This is a genomic window from Mesorhizobium sp. M3A.F.Ca.ET.080.04.2.1, from assembly GCF_003952525.1.
Lineage (GTDB): Bacteria > Pseudomonadota > Alphaproteobacteria > Rhizobiales > Rhizobiaceae > Mesorhizobium.
In genome coordinates this window covers 3,116,489-3,132,934 of record NZ_CP034451.1, presented here as the reverse complement: position 1 = coordinate 3,132,934, position 16,446 = coordinate 3,116,489, and the positions used below count along the sequence as shown (strand labels likewise).

The following is a 16,446-nucleotide window of genomic DNA, read 5'->3' as shown; positions in this document are numbered from 1 at the left end:
AATACTGGAAAGACGCATGAATTTGACGCCGCGTGAAAAGGACAAGCTGCTCATCGCCATGGCGGCGATCGTGGCGCGCAAGCGGCTGGAACGCGGCGTCAAGCTCAACCACCCCGAGGCGATTGCTTTAATCACCGACTTCGTCGTCGAGGGCGCCCGCGACGGCCGCCCCGTGGCCGAGCTGATGGAAGCCGGCGCCCATGTCGTCACCCGCGCACAGGTCATGGACGGCATTGCCGAGATGATCCACGACGTCCAGGTCGAGGCGACGTTTCCCGACGGCACCAAGCTGGTGACAGTTCACGAACCGATCAGGTGAGGAGAAGCGCAATGCTGGAGCTCAGGCCTAACTGCGAATGCTGCGACAAGGACTTGGCACCCGATGCCACGGACGCCGTGATCTGCACCTTCGAATGCACTTTCTGCGCCGACTGTGCCCAGAATGTGCTGGGGGGCGTCTGCCCGAACTGCGGCGGCAATTTCTCGCCCCGGCCGATCCGGCCGGCGGCAAAACTGGAGAAATATCCGGCCTCGACCAGACGCGTGCTCAAGGCCGAGGGCTGCGGCCCCGCCAAGGCCGCCTGACCCGAAAACGTTCAGAAGGAAGGCTATGATGATCTTCGGTTCGACGATACGCACCACGCTTGCAGCCATCCTGCTCGTGGCAGCCGTGATGCCCGCCTATGCCCATGTCGGAATCGGCACCACCTCCTCTTTCACCGCCGGCTTTGAGCATCCGATGTCCGGCCTCGACCATGTGGCGGTGATGATCGCCGTCGGCCTGTGGGCAGCGCTGAAAGGCGGCAGGGCAGTTTGGGCATGGCCGCTTGCCTTCGTCGGCGTCATGCTGGCCGGCGCCGCGCTCGGAATGCTGCAGGTGCCGGTTCCCTTCGTCGAGCCGGGCATTCTCGCCTCCGTCGTGGCGCTCGGCCTGCTTGTGGCTCTGGCGGTAGACCTGCCGGTCTCGGCAGGTGTCGCGATCATCGGCCTATTTGCTCTCTTCCATGGCCATGCGCACGGCACCGAAGTGCCGGAGACAGCAGCCGGCCTCGAATACGTGGCCGGCTTCGCCGTTGCGACGGCGCTTCTGCACGCCGTCGGCATCACGGCAGCACTCGGGCTCGGGACGCGGTTTCGTGGCCTGACCCGCGCCGCCGGTGCCTCCTGCGCGGCGGTCGGCATTGGCCTCGCCTTCGGCGTGCTGTGAGGTTCGTGATGATCCCCGGCGAAGTCGTCACGGCAGAAGGCGAGATCGAGCTCAACAAGGGCCTGCCGACGGTCACGCTGAAAGTCGCCAACAGCGGTGATCGGCCGATCCAGGTCGGCAGCCACTATCATTTCTTCGAGACCAACGCAGGCCTGAAGTTCGCTCGCGAACGCGCGCGCGGCATGCGGCTCGACATCGCCGCCGGCACGGCCATGCGCTTCGAGCCTGGGCAGGAGCGCGACGTGACGCTGGTGCCGCTCGGCGGTAAGCGCGAGGTCTTCGGATTTCAGCAGAAGGTGATGGGCAAGCTGTGAGGTCTGCCCCGATGCTTCGATCACTTCGCCGGCTTGGCAGCCGCGTAGATGACGATCTTGCCGGGATCGTCGAATTCGACGGCGAGGACATCCTCGGTCAGCACGCGGCGGGAATCGATGGCGTTGAACAGCAGCGCGTTCGCCTCGATCTCCTGGCGCAGTTGCGCGACGTCGTCCTTGTGCTGCCGTACCTTGCTCTCGATCGCCGGCGGCGGACCGCCTTCGCTGCGCGCGGCGTCGGTCAGGAACACGATATCGACCTTGTCGAGCTTGGACGTCTTGCGCACCGCGCTGATGTTCTCGCGCGTCCGGTCGATCGCCGAGCTGACTTTTCCGATCTCGGCGTTCGTGCTGGCCTCTTCCTGGTTGACGGCGGAGCCGACGATCCTGTTGACGGTCTCGGTGCTTTCCGGGCCCTGCGCGAAGGCAGGTGTCGCGAGTGCCGCGACGAAGGTCGCGGCGATAAAAGGTCGGCTCTTGAACGGGCTGATCGCCATCGTCCGCTCCTGACAGGGTTCGTTGCGGGGCGCGAGCTGGCGCGAAAAAAGCAAAACGATTCCTCTCGGGCGAAGGTTCCTTGCGTCGTTGGACGGGCGGGCCGAAATCCGACCCGCCCCGGCGCGCGATCAGCTCGCCTTCTTGGTGATCAGGGTCAGCGCCCCGTTCGGCTGCATGCTGGCGGCGATCACCTGCGCCGACGTGATGCCCTTGGCTTCCAGCGCGGACTTCACCTTGGGCGTGGCGTCGATCGACTTGCGCAATGTCTGCAGGCCGGCGTCGCCGCGCTGCGCGACGATCTGGTTGACCTGGGTCTGCGTGTCCTTGGGCAGTTCGGTGATGTCGACGATGCTGACGCTCTGGATGGATGGCACGCCCGGCTGGGCCTTCGGCGTGGCCGGCTCAGCCGGCGCTGGGCGGGGTTGCGGGGTCGGCTGTTGCTGAGCGTTTGCAGCGCCCGCCAGCATCAGGGTGGCGGCCGCGGCCAAGAGTATCGTCTTGCGCATGGATATTCCTTCCATCGGTTGGGCAAACGGTTGTTTTGGGCTGACTCGGCCACCTCAACCGCCAAATGGGTACGCAAAGTGTCGCCGAGCGGGTCATTGCGTGACCATTGGATGGCGACAATGTGCGGCCCAAATTCGATCGAACTTCATTTCGGGAGCAATCGCTGATGGCCAGAATTAGCCGCGCCGCCTATGCGCAGATGTACGGCCCGACCGTCGGCGACAAGGTACGGCTGGCCGACACCGAACTCTTCATCGCGGTCGAGGAGGACTTCACCGTGCATGGCGAGGAGGTGAAGTTCGGTGGCGGCAAGGTCATCCGCGACGGCATGGGCCAGAGCCAGGCCGCGCGGGCTGAGGGCGCGGTCGACACCGTGATCACCAACGCACTGGTCGTCGATGCGCTGGCCGGCATCGTCAAGGCCGACATAGGGCTGAAGGACGGGCGCATCGCGGCCATCGGCAAGGCCGGCAATCCGGACACCCAAGCCGGCGTCACCATCATCATCGGTCCCGGCACCGAGATCATCGCCGGCGAGGGCAAGATCCTGACCGCCGGTGGCTTCGACGCGCATATCCACTTCATCTGCCCGCAGCAGATCGAGGAAGCGCTGATGAGCGGCATCACGACGATGCTCGGCGGCGGCACCGGTCCTGCGCATGGCACCTTGGCGACCACCTGCACGCCGGGTCCCTGGCACATGGCGCGCATGATCCAGTCCTTCGACGCCTTCCCGATGAACATCGGCTTGGCCGGCAAGGGCAATGCCTCCCGGCCGGCAGCGCTCGAGGAAATGGTGCTTGCCGGCGCCTGCTCGCTGAAGCTGCATGAGGACTGGGGCACGACGCCGGCCGCGATCGACTGCTGCCTGTCGGTCGCCGACGCCTATGACGTGCAGGTGATGATCCACACCGACACGCTGAACGAATCGGGCTTCGTCGAGGATACGGTCGCGGCGATCCAGGGTCGCACCATCCATGCCTTCCACACCGAAGGCGCCGGCGGCGGACATGCGCCCGACATCATCAAGGTCTGCGGCCTGCCCAACGTCATTCCGTCCTCGACCAATCCGACCCGGCCCTACACGGTGAACACCCTCGCCGAGCATCTCGACATGCTGATGGTCTGCCACCATCTGTCGCCCTCGATCCCCGAGGACATCGCCTTTGCCGAAAGCCGCATCCGCAAGGAAACGATCGCGGCCGAGGACATACTGCACGACCTCGGCGCCTTCTCGATCATCTCCTCCGACAGTCAGGCCATGGGCCGCGTCGGCGAGGTGGCGATCCGCTGCTGGCAGACCGCCGACAAGATGAAGCGCCAGCGCGGCGCGCTGCCTGAGGAAACCGGCGACAACGACAATTTCCGCGTCCGCCGCTACATCGCCAAATACACCATCAACCCGGCCATCGCGCATGGCCTGTCGAAGGAGATCGGCTCGGTGACGGTGGGCAAGCGCGCCGACCTCGTGCTGTGGAATCCCGCCTTCTTCGGCGTCAAGCCGGAGATGGTGCTGGTCGGCGGCTCGATCGCCGCAGCACCCATGGGCGACCCCAACGCCTCGATCCCGACGCCGCAGCCGATGCATTACCGGCCGATGTTCGGTGCCTATGGCAAGGCGCTGACCAACTCCTCGGTGACTTTCGTCTCCAGGGCCGCCTTCGATGCCGGCCTGCAGGGCAGGCTGGGCGTGGAGAAGGCCATGGTCGCGGTCGAGAACACGCGCGGCGGCATCGGCAAGCGTTCGATGGTGCTGAACGACGCCACGCCGCATGTCGAGGTCGACCCGGAAACCTATGAGGTCCGCGCCGACGGCGAGCTGCTGACCTGCGAGCCGGCGACGGTGCTGCCGATGGCGCAGCGGTATTTCCTGTTCTAACGCTGTTCGATTTGGTCCATCTGCGGCTCTTCGACATCTTCATTTGACCGCCATTGGTCTGACGGCTGGGATGGTCTAGGGTCCGGAAAAAGGCAAAGATTCAACAATGTACAAAGCTGTCGGATCGCGAGGCTCACGGGTCAGCCGTGTGCTGTGGATGCTCGAGGAACTCGGTCAGCCCTACGAGTTCGTCGAGGTCAAGCTGCGCTCGCCGGAGGCCTTTGCGCTCAATCCTTCCGGCAAGGTGCCGATCCTGATCGACGGCGATCTGAGGATCACGGATTCGGCGGCGATCTGCGTCTATCTGGCGGACAAGCATGCGGAAAAGGGCATGGGCGCCGGTCCCGGTCTCGCCGGCCGCGCCGAGATGGATTCCTGGATGCATTTTGCCCAGTCGGAATTCGAGGCGCCGTTGTGGAACAAGCTGCGTCACCGCTTCATCTTGCCCAAGGAGCTGCGGGTCGATGTCGGCCCGGCCGCGGCCCATGATTTCGCTTCCGAGGTGAAGGCGCTGAATCGGCGGCTTGGCGACAAGCCGTTCGCGCTTGGCGACCGCTTCTCGGCCGTCGATGTCCTGCTCGGCGACATGGGCGGTTGGGCACGCGCCGGTCGATTCCCGATCGAATCCGAACGGGTCAAGGCCTATTTTGATCGCGTGCTGTCGCGACCCGCTCGTGCAAGATCGCAGGCTAATGGCGGAGCCATGAAATGAAGCTCAACATCACCACCGATTTCACCAAATTCCCGCGCGCCGTCCGGGTGTTATCCGCCGGGGCGGCGGAAGCGGTGGCACCCTATGACCAGGCCGTGCTGGCGCATGACGAGCGGCATCTGCGCCGCCGCGCCATCGAAACGGCAACTGGCAGCAAGGTGTTGGTCGATCTGCCCGAACCGGTGGCGCTCAACAATGGCGACCGGCTGGTGCTGGAGGACGGCCGGCAGCTCGAGATTATCGCCGCGCCGGAAGAGGTCTACGACGTCCGCGCCCGCGACGCCGTGCATCTGACCGAACTCGCCTGGCATATCGGCAATCGCCATCTCGCAGCGGCGATCGAGGAGGACCGCATCCTCATCCTGCGCGACCATGTCATCAAAGCGATGCTGGAAGGGCTTGGCGCTGTGGTGCGCGAAGTGTCCGAGCCGTTCAGTCCGGTACGCGGCGCCTATTCCGGACATGGTCACGACCATGGCGGCCACGCGCATGACCATCATCACCATCATCACGGTCATGACCGCCATGAGCATGGTCATGATCACCATCACCATGACTGAGCAGCCGTCCGGCATAGCGCTGCTGCGGCTGATGGCCTGGCTGTCGCCGTCCTTTCCGGTCGGGGGCTATTCCTACAGCCATGGTATCGAGCGCGCCGTGCATGACGGGCTGATCTCAGATCGCGACGATCTTGCCGGCTGGCTGGAGACGCTGGTCGAGATGGGCTCCGGTTGGAACGATGCGGTGCTGTTCGCCGAAAGCTGGCGGCGGGCGCGGGACGGCGGCGATCTGGCGGAGCTTGCCACGCTTGCAGAGGCGCTTGCCGGTTCAAAGGAGCGCCACCTCGAAACCATGCTGCAGGGCGCGGCCTTTCTCAAGGCCGCATCCGCATGGCCATGCCCGGCGCTGGAACGCCTGCCGAGCGACTGTCCCTATTGCGTTGCGGTCGGCGCCGTTGCCGGCAGCCATGGCATCGGCCTTGCCGAGGCGCTTTCCGCCTTTCTGCAGGCGTTCTTCTCCAATCTCCTGCAGGCCGCGATCCGGCTCGGCGTCCTCGGTCAGGTTGATGCCACATCATTGTTGGCCGGCTTCGAGCCTTTGGCACTTGCGACGGCGACCCGCGCGGCGAGGTCCTCGCTTGACGATCTCGGCGGCTCGGCCTTCGTGTCGGACATCATGGCCATGCAGCACGAAACCCAATATTCGCGACTGTTCCGCTCATGATCATCCTTGCCTTGATCATCTCCTTGGTTCTGCTTCTGATCACCACGCTGCATGTCTATTGGGGCCTCGGCGGCATCTGGCCGGGCACGGACGCCAAATCCTGCGCCCGTGCCGTCGTCGGCTTTCGCGGCGTCGACGAGATGCCGTCGCCCGTGGCGAGCTTCGCGGTTGCCGCTTGCCTTGCGCTTGCTACGCTCTGGCCGCTGGCGCTCGCAGGTCTATTCGCCACGCCCTTTCCGAGAGAGGGGCTCGCCACCACCGCCTTGCTCATCGGCCTCGTCTTCCTCGGCCGCGGCATAGCCGGCTTCACGCCCTGGTGGCGCCGGCTTGCGCCGGAGCAGCCTTTCGCCCGGCTCGACCAGCGCCTTTATTCGCCGCTCTGCCTGCTGATCGGGGCAGGCTTCGCGGTTCTCGCCATCACGGAGTTTCCGGCATGAGCCAGCCCAACGGTCCCCTTCGCATCGGCATCGGCGGCCCCGTCGGTTCCGGCAAGACGACGCTGACCGAAAAGCTCTGCAAAGCTCTGCGCGACCAGTTCTCGATCGCCGTCGTCACCAACGACATCTACACCAAGGAGGACGCCATGATGCTGGCGCGCCTGCAGGCTCTGCCGGAGGATCGCATCGTCGGCGTCGAGACCGGCGGCTGTCCGCATACGGCCATTCGTGAGGACGCCTCGATCAACCTGCGGGCCATCGCCGAGCTGAACAAGAAGTTCCCCGGCCTCGACATTGTTTTCATCGAATCCGGCGGCGACAATCTCGCCGCCACCTTCTCGCCGGATCTCGCCGACCTGACGCTTTACGTCATCTCGGTCTGCCAGGGTGAGGAGATCCCGCGCAAGGGCGGCCCGGCCATCACCCGCTCCGATTTCCTCATCATCAACAAGAGCGACCTCGCGCCCTATGTGAACGTCAACCTCGACGTGATGGAGGCGGATGCCGCCCGCATGCGCGGCAAACGGCCGTTCGCCTTCACCGATCTATCGCGCGGCAAGGGCTTGCAGGAGGTGATCGACTTCATTGTCGAGCATGGCGGGCTGCAATCGGCGCGGCTTGGAGCGATCCCGGAAAAAATGCACAGCGGTTTTCCGTCCGGAACTGCGTAAAATGACTATTGGAAGCAGCCAGCGTCTTCGGACACCGAACTGCGTGACGGCCTGACCCACCAGTTTGCGGTTGCTGGCCACCGCCTTGCACGGCATGCTCCGGGACACCGGAGGATTTGCGATGAGCCTTGCCCGCCTGCAGAAGACCAACCTGCCTTACTACGAAGAGCGTGTCGATCTCGCGGCCGCCTTCCGCTGGACCGCGCGCCTGAACATGCATGAGGCGGTGGCCAATCACTTCTCGCTGTCCGTCAACGAGGACGGCACCAAGTTCCTGATGAACCCGAACCAGGTACATTTCTCGCGCATCAAGGCGAGCGACCTGCTCCTGATCGACGCCAGCGACCCCGACACGCTGTCCGGCCCCAACGCCCCGGACCCGACCGCGTGGGGCCTGCACGGCGCCATTCATCGCAACGTGCCGCATGCGCGCTGCGTCATGCATGTGCATTCGATCCACGCTACGGTTCTTGCCTCGCTGGCTGACTCGACGCTGCCGCCGATCGACCAGAACTCGGCGATGTTCTTCAATCGCCATGTCGTCGATGCCAACTATGGCGGGCTGGCTTTCGAGGAAGAGGGCGAGCGCTGCTCGCAGCTTCTCAACGACCCAAAGGTCAAGGTGATGGTCATGGGCAATCACGGCGTGATGGTCATCGGCGACACTGTCGCCGACACCTTCAACCGCATGTTCTATTTCGAGCGCGCCGCCGAGACCTACATCAAGGCGCTGTGGACCGGCCGCCCGTTGCGCAGGCTCTCCGACGAGATCGCGGAAAAGACGGCCAGCGAGATGGACGACTATCCCGGCCAGGCCGAGCGCCATCTTTCCGAGCTGAAGGCGATCCTCGACGAGGAGGAGCCCGCCTACCGGAATTGAAGCTTCTTGCTTCTCCCGTCACCATACGGGGAGAAGGTGCCCGAAGGGCGGATGAGGGGCGGTAGCGACCTTGCGACTCGTTCAGAGTCCGAGTTCGGCTCGCAGCTCTTCGGCGCTGTTGATGACGATGGCGCCGGGGGGCCCTTCCATCGGCGCCTCCGGCCAGAAGATCGTCTTCATTCCCGCCGCAAGTCCCGCCATGGCGCCGGTATGGCTGTCGTCGACGGCGACCGCATCCGCCGGATCGACACCGGCGAGGTAGGCGGCGCGCAGGAAGGGCTCCGCATGCGGCTTGCCTTGGCGCACGTCGTTGCGGCTCACCGTATGCATGCCGGGATAGACGAGACCGACCGCGCTGAGATTGGCGTCGACGATCAGCCGGTCGGAATTGGACACCACGGCCTGCTCGATTCCCTGCGCCCGCAATTCGTGGAACACTTCGATCGCGCCCGACCGTGGCCTCAGCGTTTCGGCCAATGGCAGGTAGTGGTCGTATTTGCGCACGATCCAGTCGTCGAAGGGCAGGTCGAGGCCGAACTCGTCGCGCAGCATCTCGTACACCGGCCAGGCGGCGATGCCGAGCACGCGCTCATGCAGGTTGGTCGGCGGCGCGATGCCGACGCTGCGCAGCGCGGCGATCAGCGCCGCCTCGTGCAGCGGCTCGCTGTCGACCAGCGTGCCGTCCATATCCCAGAAAACCGCTCTCGGCGTCATGCAAGGCTCCTTTGCCGATCCCCTTAATGGGTTTCGCCACCGAGATAAACCGCCCTGCCGTCGATTGGCGGGCTGGAAGCGCCTTGATGCTGGAACTGGCTTGGTGACTCAGATCGGCCGGTCAGCCTTCCCGGTAATAGTAGCTGTAGCCGTTGAGTGCCGGCGCGCCGCCGAGATGGGCGTAGAGCACTTTCGAACCTGCCGGGAAGAAGCCCTGGCGTGTGAGATCGATGAGGCCCTGCATCGATTTTCCTTCATAGACAGGGTCGGTGATCATGGCCTCGGTGCGCGCCGCAAGCCGGATCGCCTCGTTGGTTTCCTCCGATGGCACACCGTAGGCCGGATAGGCGTAGTCGGGATTGATGACGATTTCGTCTTCGCGGACCTTGCGGCCGAGGCTGACCAGTTCGGCGGCGTTGTCGACGATCTGACGCACCTGGGCGCGGGTCTGCTCGAGCGTCCCTGAGGCGTCGATGCCGATCACGCGATCCGCCCGGTCCTGCGCGGCGAAGCCGACGATCATGCCGGCCTGGGTAGACCCGGTAACGACGCACACGATGATATAGTCGAACTTGAAGCCGAGTTCCGCTTCCTGTTGCGCCACTTCCTCGGCGAAGCCGATATAGCCCAGCGCGCCATATTTGTGCACCGAGGCGCCCGCCGGAATCGGATAGGGCTTGCCGCCGGCGTCCTTCACCGACTGGATGGCGTCCTCCCAGCTCTTGCGGATGCCGATGTCGAAACCGTCATCGACCAGCCGGCTGTCGGCGCCCATCAGGCGCGTCATCAGGATATTGCCGACGCGATCATAGACGGCGTCGTAGTGCGGCACCCACTTCTCCTGGATGACGACGCACTTCATCCCGAGCTTGGCGGCCGTCGCCGCTACCATTCGCGTGTGATTGGACTGAACGCCGCCGATCGACACCAGCGTGTCGGCGCCCGAGGCGATCGCGTCCGGCACGATATATTCGAGCTTGCGCAGCTTGTTGCCGCCCATCGCCAGGCCGGAATTGCAGTCGTCGCGCTTGGCATAGACCTGCACCTTGCCGCCAAGCGCCGCGGTCAGCCGCGGCAGATGCTCGATCGGCGTCGGGCCGAAAGTGAGCTTGTAGCGTTCGAATTTCTCCAGCAGCGACATCGACCAGGCTCCGAAAAATGACATTTGGAAAGATAAGCAAAAGCTCGCGAAAGGTGCTCTCAATCTTCAAGGGCTCCTTTGCTTGCCAGCTATGCCGTGATACAGATTTCGCAGCATTCGATCATTTGGCAGCCAAATTTTGGAAGAATCTTTCACAACGACTCTCGATCGCGTCGACGTCAGGATTTTGCGCGCGCTTCAGGCGGAAGGCCGGCTCACCAATGCCGAACTCGCCGTGCGCGTGAATGTCAGCCCCGCGACATGCCATCGGCGTACCCAGCGGCTCTTCGAGGAGGGCTATGTCACCGGCGTCAGGGCGGAGGTTTCGCCGGCCGCCGTGGGGCTGGGAACGCTGGTCATGGTCGGCGTCGTTCTCGACCGCTCGACGCCGGAGAGTTTCGCCGCCTTCGAGAAAGCGGTGCTGACCATGAAGGACGTGCTCGATTGCAATCTGGTGGCCGGCGACTTCGACTACCTGCTGAAGATCCGCGTCCGCGACATGGCGGATTTCAACAAGCTGCACGGGCAGAAGCTGATCACGCTGCCGGGCGTCAGGCAGATACGCACCTTCTTCGTCCTCAAGGAGGTCAAGGAGAACGCGCGCCTGCCGTTTTGACGGCCCTATGCGGAGGAACGTCTCCCGCGGCCGCTGCAATTTCAGGCAAGCAAATGCTCTTTCAATAGACAATTGCGCATGGCTGCATTCGCTGTAAGCTATGCGCAGTTTCGGGGAGGCGGACGTGAACGCGCGACAGGAAGCCGGCAGCACAAGGTTGGACGACGCCGCGCGCGCCGGCTGGCTCTATTATGTTGCCGGCAACACGCAGGACCAGATCGCCGCGACGCTGGGTATTTCCAGGCAGACGGCACAGCGTCTCGTGTCGCTGGCCGTCTCCGAAGGGCTGATCAAGGTCAGGGTCGATCATCCGATCGCCAACTGCCTCGACCTCGCTGCACGGCTCAAATCACGCTTTGCGCTCGATCTGGTCGAGGTGGTGCCGAGCGATCCGACCTCGTCCTCGACCACGATCGGCGTCGCCGAGGCGGCCGCCGCCGAGATCGAACGGCGGCTGCGCTCGCCGACGCCCATCGTCATGGCGATCGGCACCGGCCGCACGCTGAAGGCGGCAATCGAGCAGCTTCCGCCGATGGAGTGCCCGCAGCACAAGGTCGTGTCGCTGACCGGCAACATCTCGCCGGACGGTTCGGCGGCCTTCTACAACGTCATCTTCACCATGGCCGACCGCGTCAAGGCGCGCTCCTTTCCGATGCCGCTGCCGGTCATCGCCTCCTCGCCGGAAGAGCGCGAGATGCTGCTCAACCAGCCGATGATCCAGCCGACGCTGGCGCTGGCGGCGGAGGCCGACGTCACCTTCGTCGGCATCGGCGATCTCGGCCCGAAAGCGCCGCTCTATGAGGACGGTTTCATTTCCGAAACGGAACTGAAGGCGCTGCAGAAGGCCGGCGGCGTCGCCGAGATCGTCGGCTGGGTGTTCGATCGCGAGGGTCGCATGATCGAGGGCATCACCAACGACCGGGTGTCGTCGGCCGCGCTGCCTTCGCGCGAGAAGTCCCTGGTCATTGCGCTCGCCATGGGCGAGCGCAAGCTGCCGGGTATCCTGGCCGCCGTGAACCGGCGGCTGGTCAACGGCCTCATCACCGATGAGCGCACGGCGGCGGCCTTGCTCGGGAGCTGATCGCTGATAAAAGAGAGCTGGCTACTTGTGGCGCCCGAGCGGATCGTTGCCGTCGAGAAAGCCCATGTCCCGCTGCAGATGCGGCGACAGTTCCCTGACGTCGATATATCCGCGCCTGCGGCGCGAAAATCGTGAAAACTCGCGCGTCAGCGCGGAAAACCAGCCATTCGCAGGGATCGAAACGAGCTTTTCCTGAAGCGTGGTCATGGTCGTCAGCCTCCGCTAGACTTGAATTGGACGGATCGTCGACCTCAGATATCGGCTCGATTGGCCATTGCTTCCAATCAAACGTCGATCATGACCCATAAAGAGGCCTTATGCCCGAACTCACCGCCCGGCAGAATGTCCAGCTCCCGCCGCTGCAGGCGATCCGGGTGTTCGAGGCGGTGGCGAGGCACCTCTCCTTCACCAAGGCCGCCGAGGAGCTCGGCATGACTCAGGCCGCCGCGAGCTATCAGATCAAGTTGCTCGAGGAGCGCATCGGCGCGCCCCTGTTCCTGCGCCGGCCCAAGCAGATCGAACTGACCGAACCCGGACAGCGCCTGGCACCGGCCGTCAGCGAGGCGTTCGCGCTGCTGAGCGGCGCCTATGCGGCGGCCCGAGCCGGCGCCGACGGCGTGCTCTGCGTCTCCACCTTGCTCACCTTCGCCTCGAACTGGCTGGCGCAGCATCTGGGCTCGTTCCAGGTTGCGCATCCCTCGCTGGCGGTGCGCGTCGACACCTCGAACCGGGTCGTCGATTTTGCCCGCGAGGACATCGACATCGCCATCCGTTCCGGCGGCGGCAACTGGCCGGGAGTGGAAACCCACATGCTGTTCAAGGCCGACTTCACACCGGTGCTGAGCCCGAAGCTCGCGGCCAGCATCGGCGGCGTCAAGGAGCCGGCCGATCTGTTGAAGCTGCCGATCCTCGATCCAGGCGACATCTGGTGGAAGGAATGGTTCGCGCTCGCCGGCCTGCCGACGGAAGAACTCGCCAGCCGGCCTGGCACCAGCATGGGTGCGCAGGCCTACGAGGCGAATGCCGCGATTGCGGGGCAAGGCGTGGCGATCGTCACCAAGGCGTTGTTCCAGAACGAATTCGCCGACGGCCGCCTGATCCAGCCCTTCGACCTGGTCGGCGACGACGGGCATGCCTATTGGCTGGTTTATCCCACGGCGCGGCGCAACGTGCCGAAGATCCGTGCCTTCCGCGACTGGATCCTCTCCGAGATCGCCTCCCAGTAAAGTTCCCGACATCAAGTCAGACCTCGCCCAGCGCCCCTCCGGGCCGCGCGGCGTCGATTTGTGCTGCGATGCAGCATCGATTCCGGCTTGACATAATTCACGCTAAGTGAGTAATTGCCCAAAGCCAAGGCAAATGCTCAACTTGGTTTTAGGGAGGAATTTTGATGAAACTTCGCACGCTCACCCTTGGCCTGTTATCGGCCAGCGCCTTCGCTTTCGCCGCGCATGCCGAATCCATCACCATCGCCACCGTCAACAACGGCGATATGGTCCGCATGCAGACGCTGACCGACGACTTCACCAAGAAGAACCCTGACATCCAGCTCAACTGGGTCACGCTCGAAGAGAACGTGCTGCGCGAGCGCGTGACCACCGACATCGCCACCAAGGGTGGCCAGTACGACGTCATGACCATCGGCACCTATGAGGTTCCGATCTGGGCCAAGCAGAACTGGCTCTTGCCGCTCGACAAGCTCGGCGACGATTACGACGTCAAGGACATCATCCCGGCCATCGCCGGCGGCCTCTCGGTCGACGGCAAGCTCTATGCGGCGCCCTTCTACGGCGAGAGCTCCTTCGTCATGTATCGCAAGGACCTGATGGAGAAGGCCGGGCTGAAGATGCCCGACGCCCCGACTTGGGACTTCATCAAGCAAGCCGCTGACAAGATGACCGACCGCGCCAACGGCGTGAACGGCATCTGCCTGCGCGGCAAGGCCGGCTGGGGCGAGAACATGGCCTTCCTGACCGCCATGTCGAACTCCTTCGGCGCCCGCTGGTTCGACGAGAACTGGAAGCCGCAATTCGATCAGCCGGAATGGAAGAACACGCTGCAGTTCTATGTCGAACTGATGAAGGCCGACGGCCCGGAGGGCGCTTCATCCAACGGCTTCAACGAGAACCTGGCGCTCTTCCAGCAGGGCAAGTGCGGCATGTGGATCGATGCCACCGTCGCCGCTTCCTTCGTCTCCGATCCGAAGGCCTCCAAGGTCGCCGACAAGGTCGGCTACGCGCTGGCCCCCGATACCGGTCTCGGCAAGCGCGGCAACTGGCTCTGGGCCTGGTCGCTGGCTATCCCCGCCGGCACGCAGAAGGCGGATGCGGCGCAGAAGTTCGTCTCCTGGGCGACGTCGAAAGGCTATCTCGAGCTGGTCGCTTCGAAGGAAGGCTGGGCCAACGTTCCGCCGGGAACGCGAACCTCGCTCTACAACAATCCGGAGTACCAGAAGGCGGCGCCGTTCGCGAAGATGACGCTGGACTCCATCAACGCTGCCGACCCGACGCATCCGACCGTCAAGCCGGTGCCCTATGTCGGCGTGCAGTTTGTCGCCATCCCTGAATTCCAGGGCCTCGGCACCACCGTCGGCCAGCTCTTCTCGGCAGCCCTCGCCGGCCAGTCGAGCGTCGACGACGCGCTGAAGCAGGCCCAGGACGCAGCCACCGCGGCGATGACCGAAGGCGGCTACATCAAGTAAGGCTCCTCCCGGTGCCGAACGCCGGTAGCGCATCATGACCGGCAACGGCCGCCCGAAACCCAGTTCGGGCGGCCACCTTCGCAGCTGAAAAATACTGGCACGGCTCTGAAAATCTGGCTGACCTTTGGAGGGTGACCGTCATGGCTACTCAGCAAACCCGTTCGCTTGCCCGTTTCATGATGGCGCCATCGGTGATCCTGCTGTTCATCTGGATGATCGTGCCGCTGGTCTTCACGCTCTGGTTCTCGTTCCTCCAGTACAACCCGCTCAATCCGATCCGCGATGGGTTCGTCGGCTTCGCCAACTACAAGCTCTTCTATTCCAACCCGGCCTTCCTGCAGTCGATCCTGAACACGCTCACAATCGTCGTCAGCGTGCTGGCTATCACCGTGATCGGCGGCATCCTGCTGGCCTTGCTCCTGGACCAGCCGATGTGGGGGCAGGGGATCGTGCGCATCCTCGTCATCTCGCCCTTCTTCGTCATGCCGCCGGTCGCGGCTCTGGTCTGGAAGAACATGATCATGCATCCGCAATACGGCGTCTTCGCCGATATTGCGCGCTTCTTCGGCATGCAACCGATCGACTGGTTCGGTCAGCACCCGCTGACAGCGGTCATTCTGATCGTCGCCTGGCAGTGGCTGCCCTTCGCGACGCTGATCCTGCTCACCTCGCTGCAATCGCTTGACGGCGAGCAGAAGGAGGCGGCCGAGATGGACGGCGCCGGCTTCATCAGCCGCTTCATCTATTTGACGCTGCCGCACATGTCGCGCGCCATCACCGTCGTGATCCTGATCCAGACCATCTTCCTGCTCTCGGTCTATGCCGAGATCCTGGTCACCACCAATGGCGGTCCGGGCTACGCCTCCACCAACCTGCCCTTCCTCGTCTATCAGAAGGCGCTTTTGGAATTCAAAATCGGCCAGGCATCCGCCGGTGGCGTCATCGCCGTCATTCTCGCCAACATCGTCGCCTTCTTCGTCATGCGCGCCGTCGGCAAGAACCTGGACAAGTAAAGGGAGGATAGGATGGCACGCGCAGTCACCACCCAGCACAAGACGATCGCCACGGCCGCGGCCTGGATCGTCGCCCTGCTGATCTTCTTCCCGATCCTTTACACGATCATCACCTCGTTCAAGTCGGAGCAGGAGGCGATCCAGGGCTTCGCCCTGTTCCCGTCCGGCACCACCGAAAGCTATGCCGAGGTGCAGGCGCAGAGCGGCTATTTCAAGTTCTTCCTGAACTCGGTGATCCTGTCGGTCGGCTCGACCGTGCTGGCGCTGCTGATCGCGATCCCCGCGGCATGGTCGATGGCCTTCTCGCCGACCAAGCGCACCAAGGACATCCTGATGTGGATGCTCTCCACCAAGATGATGCCGGCGGTCGCGGTGCTGTTTCCGATCTACCTGATCTTCCGCGACACCGGCCTGCTCGACAGCCGCGTCGGCCTGACCGTGATGCTGATGCTGATCAACCTGCCGATCGTGGTCTGGATGCTCTACACCTACTTCCGCGAGATCCCGGGCGAGATCCTCGAAGCGGCGCGCATGGACGGCGCCTCGCTGTGGAACGAGATCATCTATGTGCTGACGCCGATGGCGGTGCCCGGCATCGCCTCGACCATGCTGCTCAACATCATCCTGGCCTGGAACGAGGCGTTCTGGACCATCCGTCTGACCACCACCGACGCCGCGCCCCTCACGGCCTTCATCAGCTCCTTCTCCAGCCCGCAAGGCCTGTTCTGGGCCAAGCTCTCGGCGGCCTCGACGCTGGCGATCGCGCCGATCCTGATCATGGGCTGGTTCAGCCAGAAGCAGCTGGTGCGCGGCCTGACATTTGGCGCGGTGAAGTAACAGCGCCGCAAGCG

General features: G+C 64.1%; 22 protein-coding genes. 17 read left to right on the top strand and 5 right to left on the bottom strand.

Annotated features, from left to right (window positions below):
• Positions 1–16: 16 nt before the first annotated feature.
• Genes EJ074_RS14890 through EJ074_RS14875 form a run of 4 tightly spaced genes read left to right on the top strand, consistent with a single transcriptional unit; the run spans position 17 to position 1,521 of the window.
• Positions 17–319 (top strand): urease subunit gamma, encoded by a 303-nt coding sequence (locus tag EJ074_RS14890; protein WP_095805092.1) that lies wholly within the window; start codon positions 17–19, stop codon positions 317–319.
• Between the two features lie 11 nt (positions 320–330).
• On the top strand, positions 331–585 hold the full coding sequence (locus EJ074_RS14885) for a DUF1272 domain-containing protein (RefSeq protein WP_095805091.1): 255 nt from the start codon (positions 331–333) through the stop codon (positions 583–585).
• A 28-nt stretch (positions 586–613) separates the two neighbouring features.
• The gene (locus EJ074_RS14880) at positions 614–1,207 is read left to right on the top strand and encodes a HupE/UreJ family protein (RefSeq protein ID WP_095805423.1); all 594 of its coding nucleotides are present in this window, start codon (positions 614–616) and stop codon (positions 1,205–1,207) included.
• Between the two features lie 8 nt (positions 1,208–1,215).
• The gene (locus EJ074_RS14875; RefSeq protein WP_095805422.1) at positions 1,216–1,521 is read left to right on the top strand and encodes an urease subunit beta; all 306 of its coding nucleotides are present in this window, start codon (positions 1,216–1,218) and stop codon (positions 1,519–1,521) included.
• Between the two features lie 20 nt (positions 1,522–1,541).
• Here the strand turns inward: EJ074_RS14875 and EJ074_RS14870 are convergent, their stop codons facing one another.
• Both EJ074_RS14870 and EJ074_RS14865 read right to left on the bottom strand, forming a co-directional pair.
• Positions 1,542–2,018, bottom strand: a complete 477-nt coding sequence (locus EJ074_RS14870; protein ID WP_095805090.1) for a hypothetical protein — start codon at positions 2,016–2,018, stop codon at positions 1,542–1,544.
• A gap of 129 nt (positions 2,019–2,147) precedes the next feature.
• Positions 2,148–2,525 carry a hypothetical protein gene (locus EJ074_RS14865; protein ID WP_095805089.1) on the bottom strand — a complete coding sequence of 126 codons (378 nt, stop codon included), beginning with the start codon at positions 2,523–2,525 and terminating at the stop codon, positions 2,148–2,150.
• A gap of 164 nt (positions 2,526–2,689) precedes the next feature.
• Between EJ074_RS14865 and ureC the strand changes: the two genes are divergently transcribed.
• The 7 genes from ureC to EJ074_RS14830 all read left to right on the top strand — a co-directional run bounded on the left by ureC (position 2,690) and on the right by EJ074_RS14830 (position 8,329).
• Positions 2,690–4,405 carry an urease subunit alpha gene (gene ureC / locus EJ074_RS14860; RefSeq protein ID WP_165350084.1) on the top strand — a complete coding sequence of 572 codons (1,716 nt, stop codon included), beginning with the start codon at positions 2,690–2,692 and terminating at the stop codon, positions 4,403–4,405.
• A 106-nt stretch (positions 4,406–4,511) separates the two neighbouring features.
• Complete coding sequence (locus tag EJ074_RS14855) at positions 4,512–5,117, top strand: glutathione S-transferase family protein (RefSeq protein WP_095805087.1); 606 nt, start codon at positions 4,512–4,514, stop codon at positions 5,115–5,117.
• A complete protein-coding gene (gene ureE / locus EJ074_RS14850) occupies positions 5,114–5,677 on the top strand; it encodes an urease accessory protein UreE (RefSeq protein WP_095805086.1) in 564 nt (187 codons plus the stop codon). Before EJ074_RS14855 ends, ureE begins: the two co-directional genes overlap by 4 nt.
• Positions 5,634–6,341 carry an urease accessory protein UreF gene (locus EJ074_RS14845; protein ID WP_245454877.1) on the top strand — a complete coding sequence of 236 codons (708 nt, stop codon included), beginning with the start codon at positions 5,634–5,636 and terminating at the stop codon, positions 6,339–6,341. Before ureE ends, EJ074_RS14845 begins: the two co-directional genes overlap by 44 nt.
• Positions 6,338–6,778 carry a DUF3995 domain-containing protein gene (locus tag EJ074_RS14840; protein ID WP_095805085.1) on the top strand — a complete coding sequence of 147 codons (441 nt, stop codon included), beginning with the start codon at positions 6,338–6,340 and terminating at the stop codon, positions 6,776–6,778. Before EJ074_RS14845 ends, EJ074_RS14840 begins: the two co-directional genes overlap by 4 nt.
• Entirely contained in the window at positions 6,775–7,449 is a 675-nt protein-coding gene (gene ureG / locus EJ074_RS14835; RefSeq protein WP_095805084.1) for an urease accessory protein UreG, read from the top strand. Before EJ074_RS14840 ends, ureG begins: the two co-directional genes overlap by 4 nt.
• A gap of 121 nt (positions 7,450–7,570) precedes the next feature.
• Entirely contained in the window at positions 7,571–8,329 is a 759-nt protein-coding gene (locus tag EJ074_RS14830; protein WP_095805083.1) for a class II aldolase and adducin N-terminal domain-containing protein, read from the top strand.
• Between the two features lie 81 nt (positions 8,330–8,410).
• Here the strand turns inward: EJ074_RS14830 and EJ074_RS14825 are convergent, their stop codons facing one another.
• Together EJ074_RS14825 and EJ074_RS14820 are read right to left on the bottom strand one after the other, a co-directional pair.
• On the bottom strand, positions 8,411–9,043 hold the full coding sequence (locus tag EJ074_RS14825; RefSeq protein WP_095805082.1) for an HAD family phosphatase: 633 nt from the start codon (positions 9,041–9,043) through the stop codon (positions 8,411–8,413).
• 121 nt (positions 9,044–9,164) lie between these two features.
• The gene (locus EJ074_RS14820; RefSeq protein ID WP_095805420.1) at positions 9,165–10,184 is read right to left on the bottom strand and encodes a 1-aminocyclopropane-1-carboxylate deaminase; all 1,020 of its coding nucleotides are present in this window, start codon (positions 10,182–10,184) and stop codon (positions 9,165–9,167) included.
• A gap of 139 nt (positions 10,185–10,323) precedes the next feature.
• Between EJ074_RS14820 and EJ074_RS14815 the strand changes: the two genes are divergently transcribed.
• Together EJ074_RS14815 and EJ074_RS14810 are read left to right on the top strand one after the other, a co-directional pair.
• Entirely contained in the window at positions 10,324–10,800 is a 477-nt protein-coding gene (locus EJ074_RS14815) for an Lrp/AsnC ligand binding domain-containing protein (RefSeq protein ID WP_095805081.1), read from the top strand.
• Between the two features lie 124 nt (positions 10,801–10,924).
• Positions 10,925–11,881 (top strand): sugar-binding transcriptional regulator, encoded by a 957-nt coding sequence (locus EJ074_RS14810; protein WP_095805419.1) that lies wholly within the window; start codon positions 10,925–10,927, stop codon positions 11,879–11,881.
• Between the two features lie 21 nt (positions 11,882–11,902).
• Here the strand turns inward: EJ074_RS14810 and EJ074_RS14805 are convergent, their stop codons facing one another.
• Positions 11,903–12,088 carry a hypothetical protein gene (locus tag EJ074_RS14805; protein ID WP_095805080.1) on the bottom strand — a complete coding sequence of 62 codons (186 nt, stop codon included), beginning with the start codon at positions 12,086–12,088 and terminating at the stop codon, positions 11,903–11,905.
• Positions 12,089–12,198: 110 nt separating this feature from the next.
• Here EJ074_RS14805 and gcvA point away from each other — a divergent pair, with 110 nt between their 5' ends.
• The 4 genes from gcvA (at position 12,199) to EJ074_RS14785 (ending at position 16,432) form a co-directional block, all read left to right on the top strand.
• Positions 12,199–13,107 carry a transcriptional regulator GcvA gene (gene gcvA / locus EJ074_RS14800; protein WP_095805079.1) on the top strand — a complete coding sequence of 303 codons (909 nt, stop codon included), beginning with the start codon at positions 12,199–12,201 and terminating at the stop codon, positions 13,105–13,107.
• Positions 13,108–13,271: 164 nt separating this feature from the next.
• Positions 13,272–14,582 carry a sugar ABC transporter substrate-binding protein gene (locus EJ074_RS14795; protein ID WP_095805078.1) on the top strand — a complete coding sequence of 437 codons (1,311 nt, stop codon included), beginning with the start codon at positions 13,272–13,274 and terminating at the stop codon, positions 14,580–14,582.
• A 140-nt stretch (positions 14,583–14,722) separates the two neighbouring features.
• Positions 14,723–15,595 (top strand): sugar ABC transporter permease, encoded by an 873-nt coding sequence (locus tag EJ074_RS14790; RefSeq protein ID WP_095805077.1) that lies wholly within the window; start codon positions 14,723–14,725, stop codon positions 15,593–15,595.
• A 12-nt stretch (positions 15,596–15,607) separates the two neighbouring features.
• The gene (locus tag EJ074_RS14785) at positions 15,608–16,432 is read left to right on the top strand and encodes a carbohydrate ABC transporter permease (protein WP_095805076.1); all 825 of its coding nucleotides are present in this window, start codon (positions 15,608–15,610) and stop codon (positions 16,430–16,432) included.
• Positions 16,433–16,446 lie beyond the last annotated feature (14 nt).

Bases quoted from the DNA above. Each gene is read 5' to 3' on its own strand.
- EJ074_RS14790 (WP_095805077.1), top strand. From the start codon at position 14,723: ATGGCTACTCAGCAAACCCGTTCGCTTGCCCGTTTCATGATGGCGCCA.
- EJ074_RS14865 (WP_095805089.1), bottom strand. From the start codon at position 2,525: ATGCGCAAGACGATACTCTTGGCCGCGGCCGCCACCCTGATGCTGGCG.
- ureG (WP_095805084.1), top strand. From the start codon at position 6,775: ATGAGCCAGCCCAACGGTCCCCTTCGCATCGGCATCGGCGGCCCCGTC.
- EJ074_RS14830 (WP_095805083.1), top strand. From the start codon at position 7,571: ATGAGCCTTGCCCGCCTGCAGAAGACCAACCTGCCTTACTACGAAGAG.
- EJ074_RS14820 (WP_095805420.1), bottom strand. From the start codon at position 10,184: ATGTCGCTGCTGGAGAAATTCGAACGCTACAAGCTCACTTTCGGCCCG.
- EJ074_RS14875 (WP_095805422.1), top strand. From the start codon at position 1,216: ATGATCCCCGGCGAAGTCGTCACGGCAGAAGGCGAGATCGAGCTCAAC.
- EJ074_RS14855 (WP_095805087.1), top strand. From the start codon at position 4,512: ATGTACAAAGCTGTCGGATCGCGAGGCTCACGGGTCAGCCGTGTGCTG.
- EJ074_RS14870 (WP_095805090.1), bottom strand. From the start codon at position 2,018: ATGGCGATCAGCCCGTTCAAGAGCCGACCTTTTATCGCCGCGACCTTC.
- EJ074_RS14885 (WP_095805091.1), top strand. From the start codon at position 331: ATGCTGGAGCTCAGGCCTAACTGCGAATGCTGCGACAAGGACTTGGCA.
- gcvA (WP_095805079.1), top strand. From the start codon at position 12,199: ATGCCCGAACTCACCGCCCGGCAGAATGTCCAGCTCCCGCCGCTGCAG.
- EJ074_RS14785 (WP_095805076.1), top strand. From the start codon at position 15,608: ATGGCACGCGCAGTCACCACCCAGCACAAGACGATCGCCACGGCCGCG.
- EJ074_RS14845 (WP_245454877.1), top strand. From the start codon at position 5,634: ATGACCGCCATGAGCATGGTCATGATCACCATCACCATGACTGAGCAG.
- EJ074_RS14825 (WP_095805082.1), bottom strand. From the start codon at position 9,043: ATGACGCCGAGAGCGGTTTTCTGGGATATGGACGGCACGCTGGTCGAC.
- ureE (WP_095805086.1), top strand. From the start codon at position 5,114: ATGAAGCTCAACATCACCACCGATTTCACCAAATTCCCGCGCGCCGTC.
- EJ074_RS14795 (WP_095805078.1), top strand. From the start codon at position 13,272: ATGAAACTTCGCACGCTCACCCTTGGCCTGTTATCGGCCAGCGCCTTC.
- EJ074_RS14890 (WP_095805092.1), top strand. From the start codon at position 17: ATGAATTTGACGCCGCGTGAAAAGGACAAGCTGCTCATCGCCATGGCG.
- EJ074_RS14805 (WP_095805080.1), bottom strand. From the start codon at position 12,088: ATGACCACGCTTCAGGAAAAGCTCGTTTCGATCCCTGCGAATGGCTGG.
- EJ074_RS14840 (WP_095805085.1), top strand. From the start codon at position 6,338: ATGATCATCCTTGCCTTGATCATCTCCTTGGTTCTGCTTCTGATCACC.
- EJ074_RS14880 (WP_095805423.1), top strand. From the start codon at position 614: ATGATCTTCGGTTCGACGATACGCACCACGCTTGCAGCCATCCTGCTC.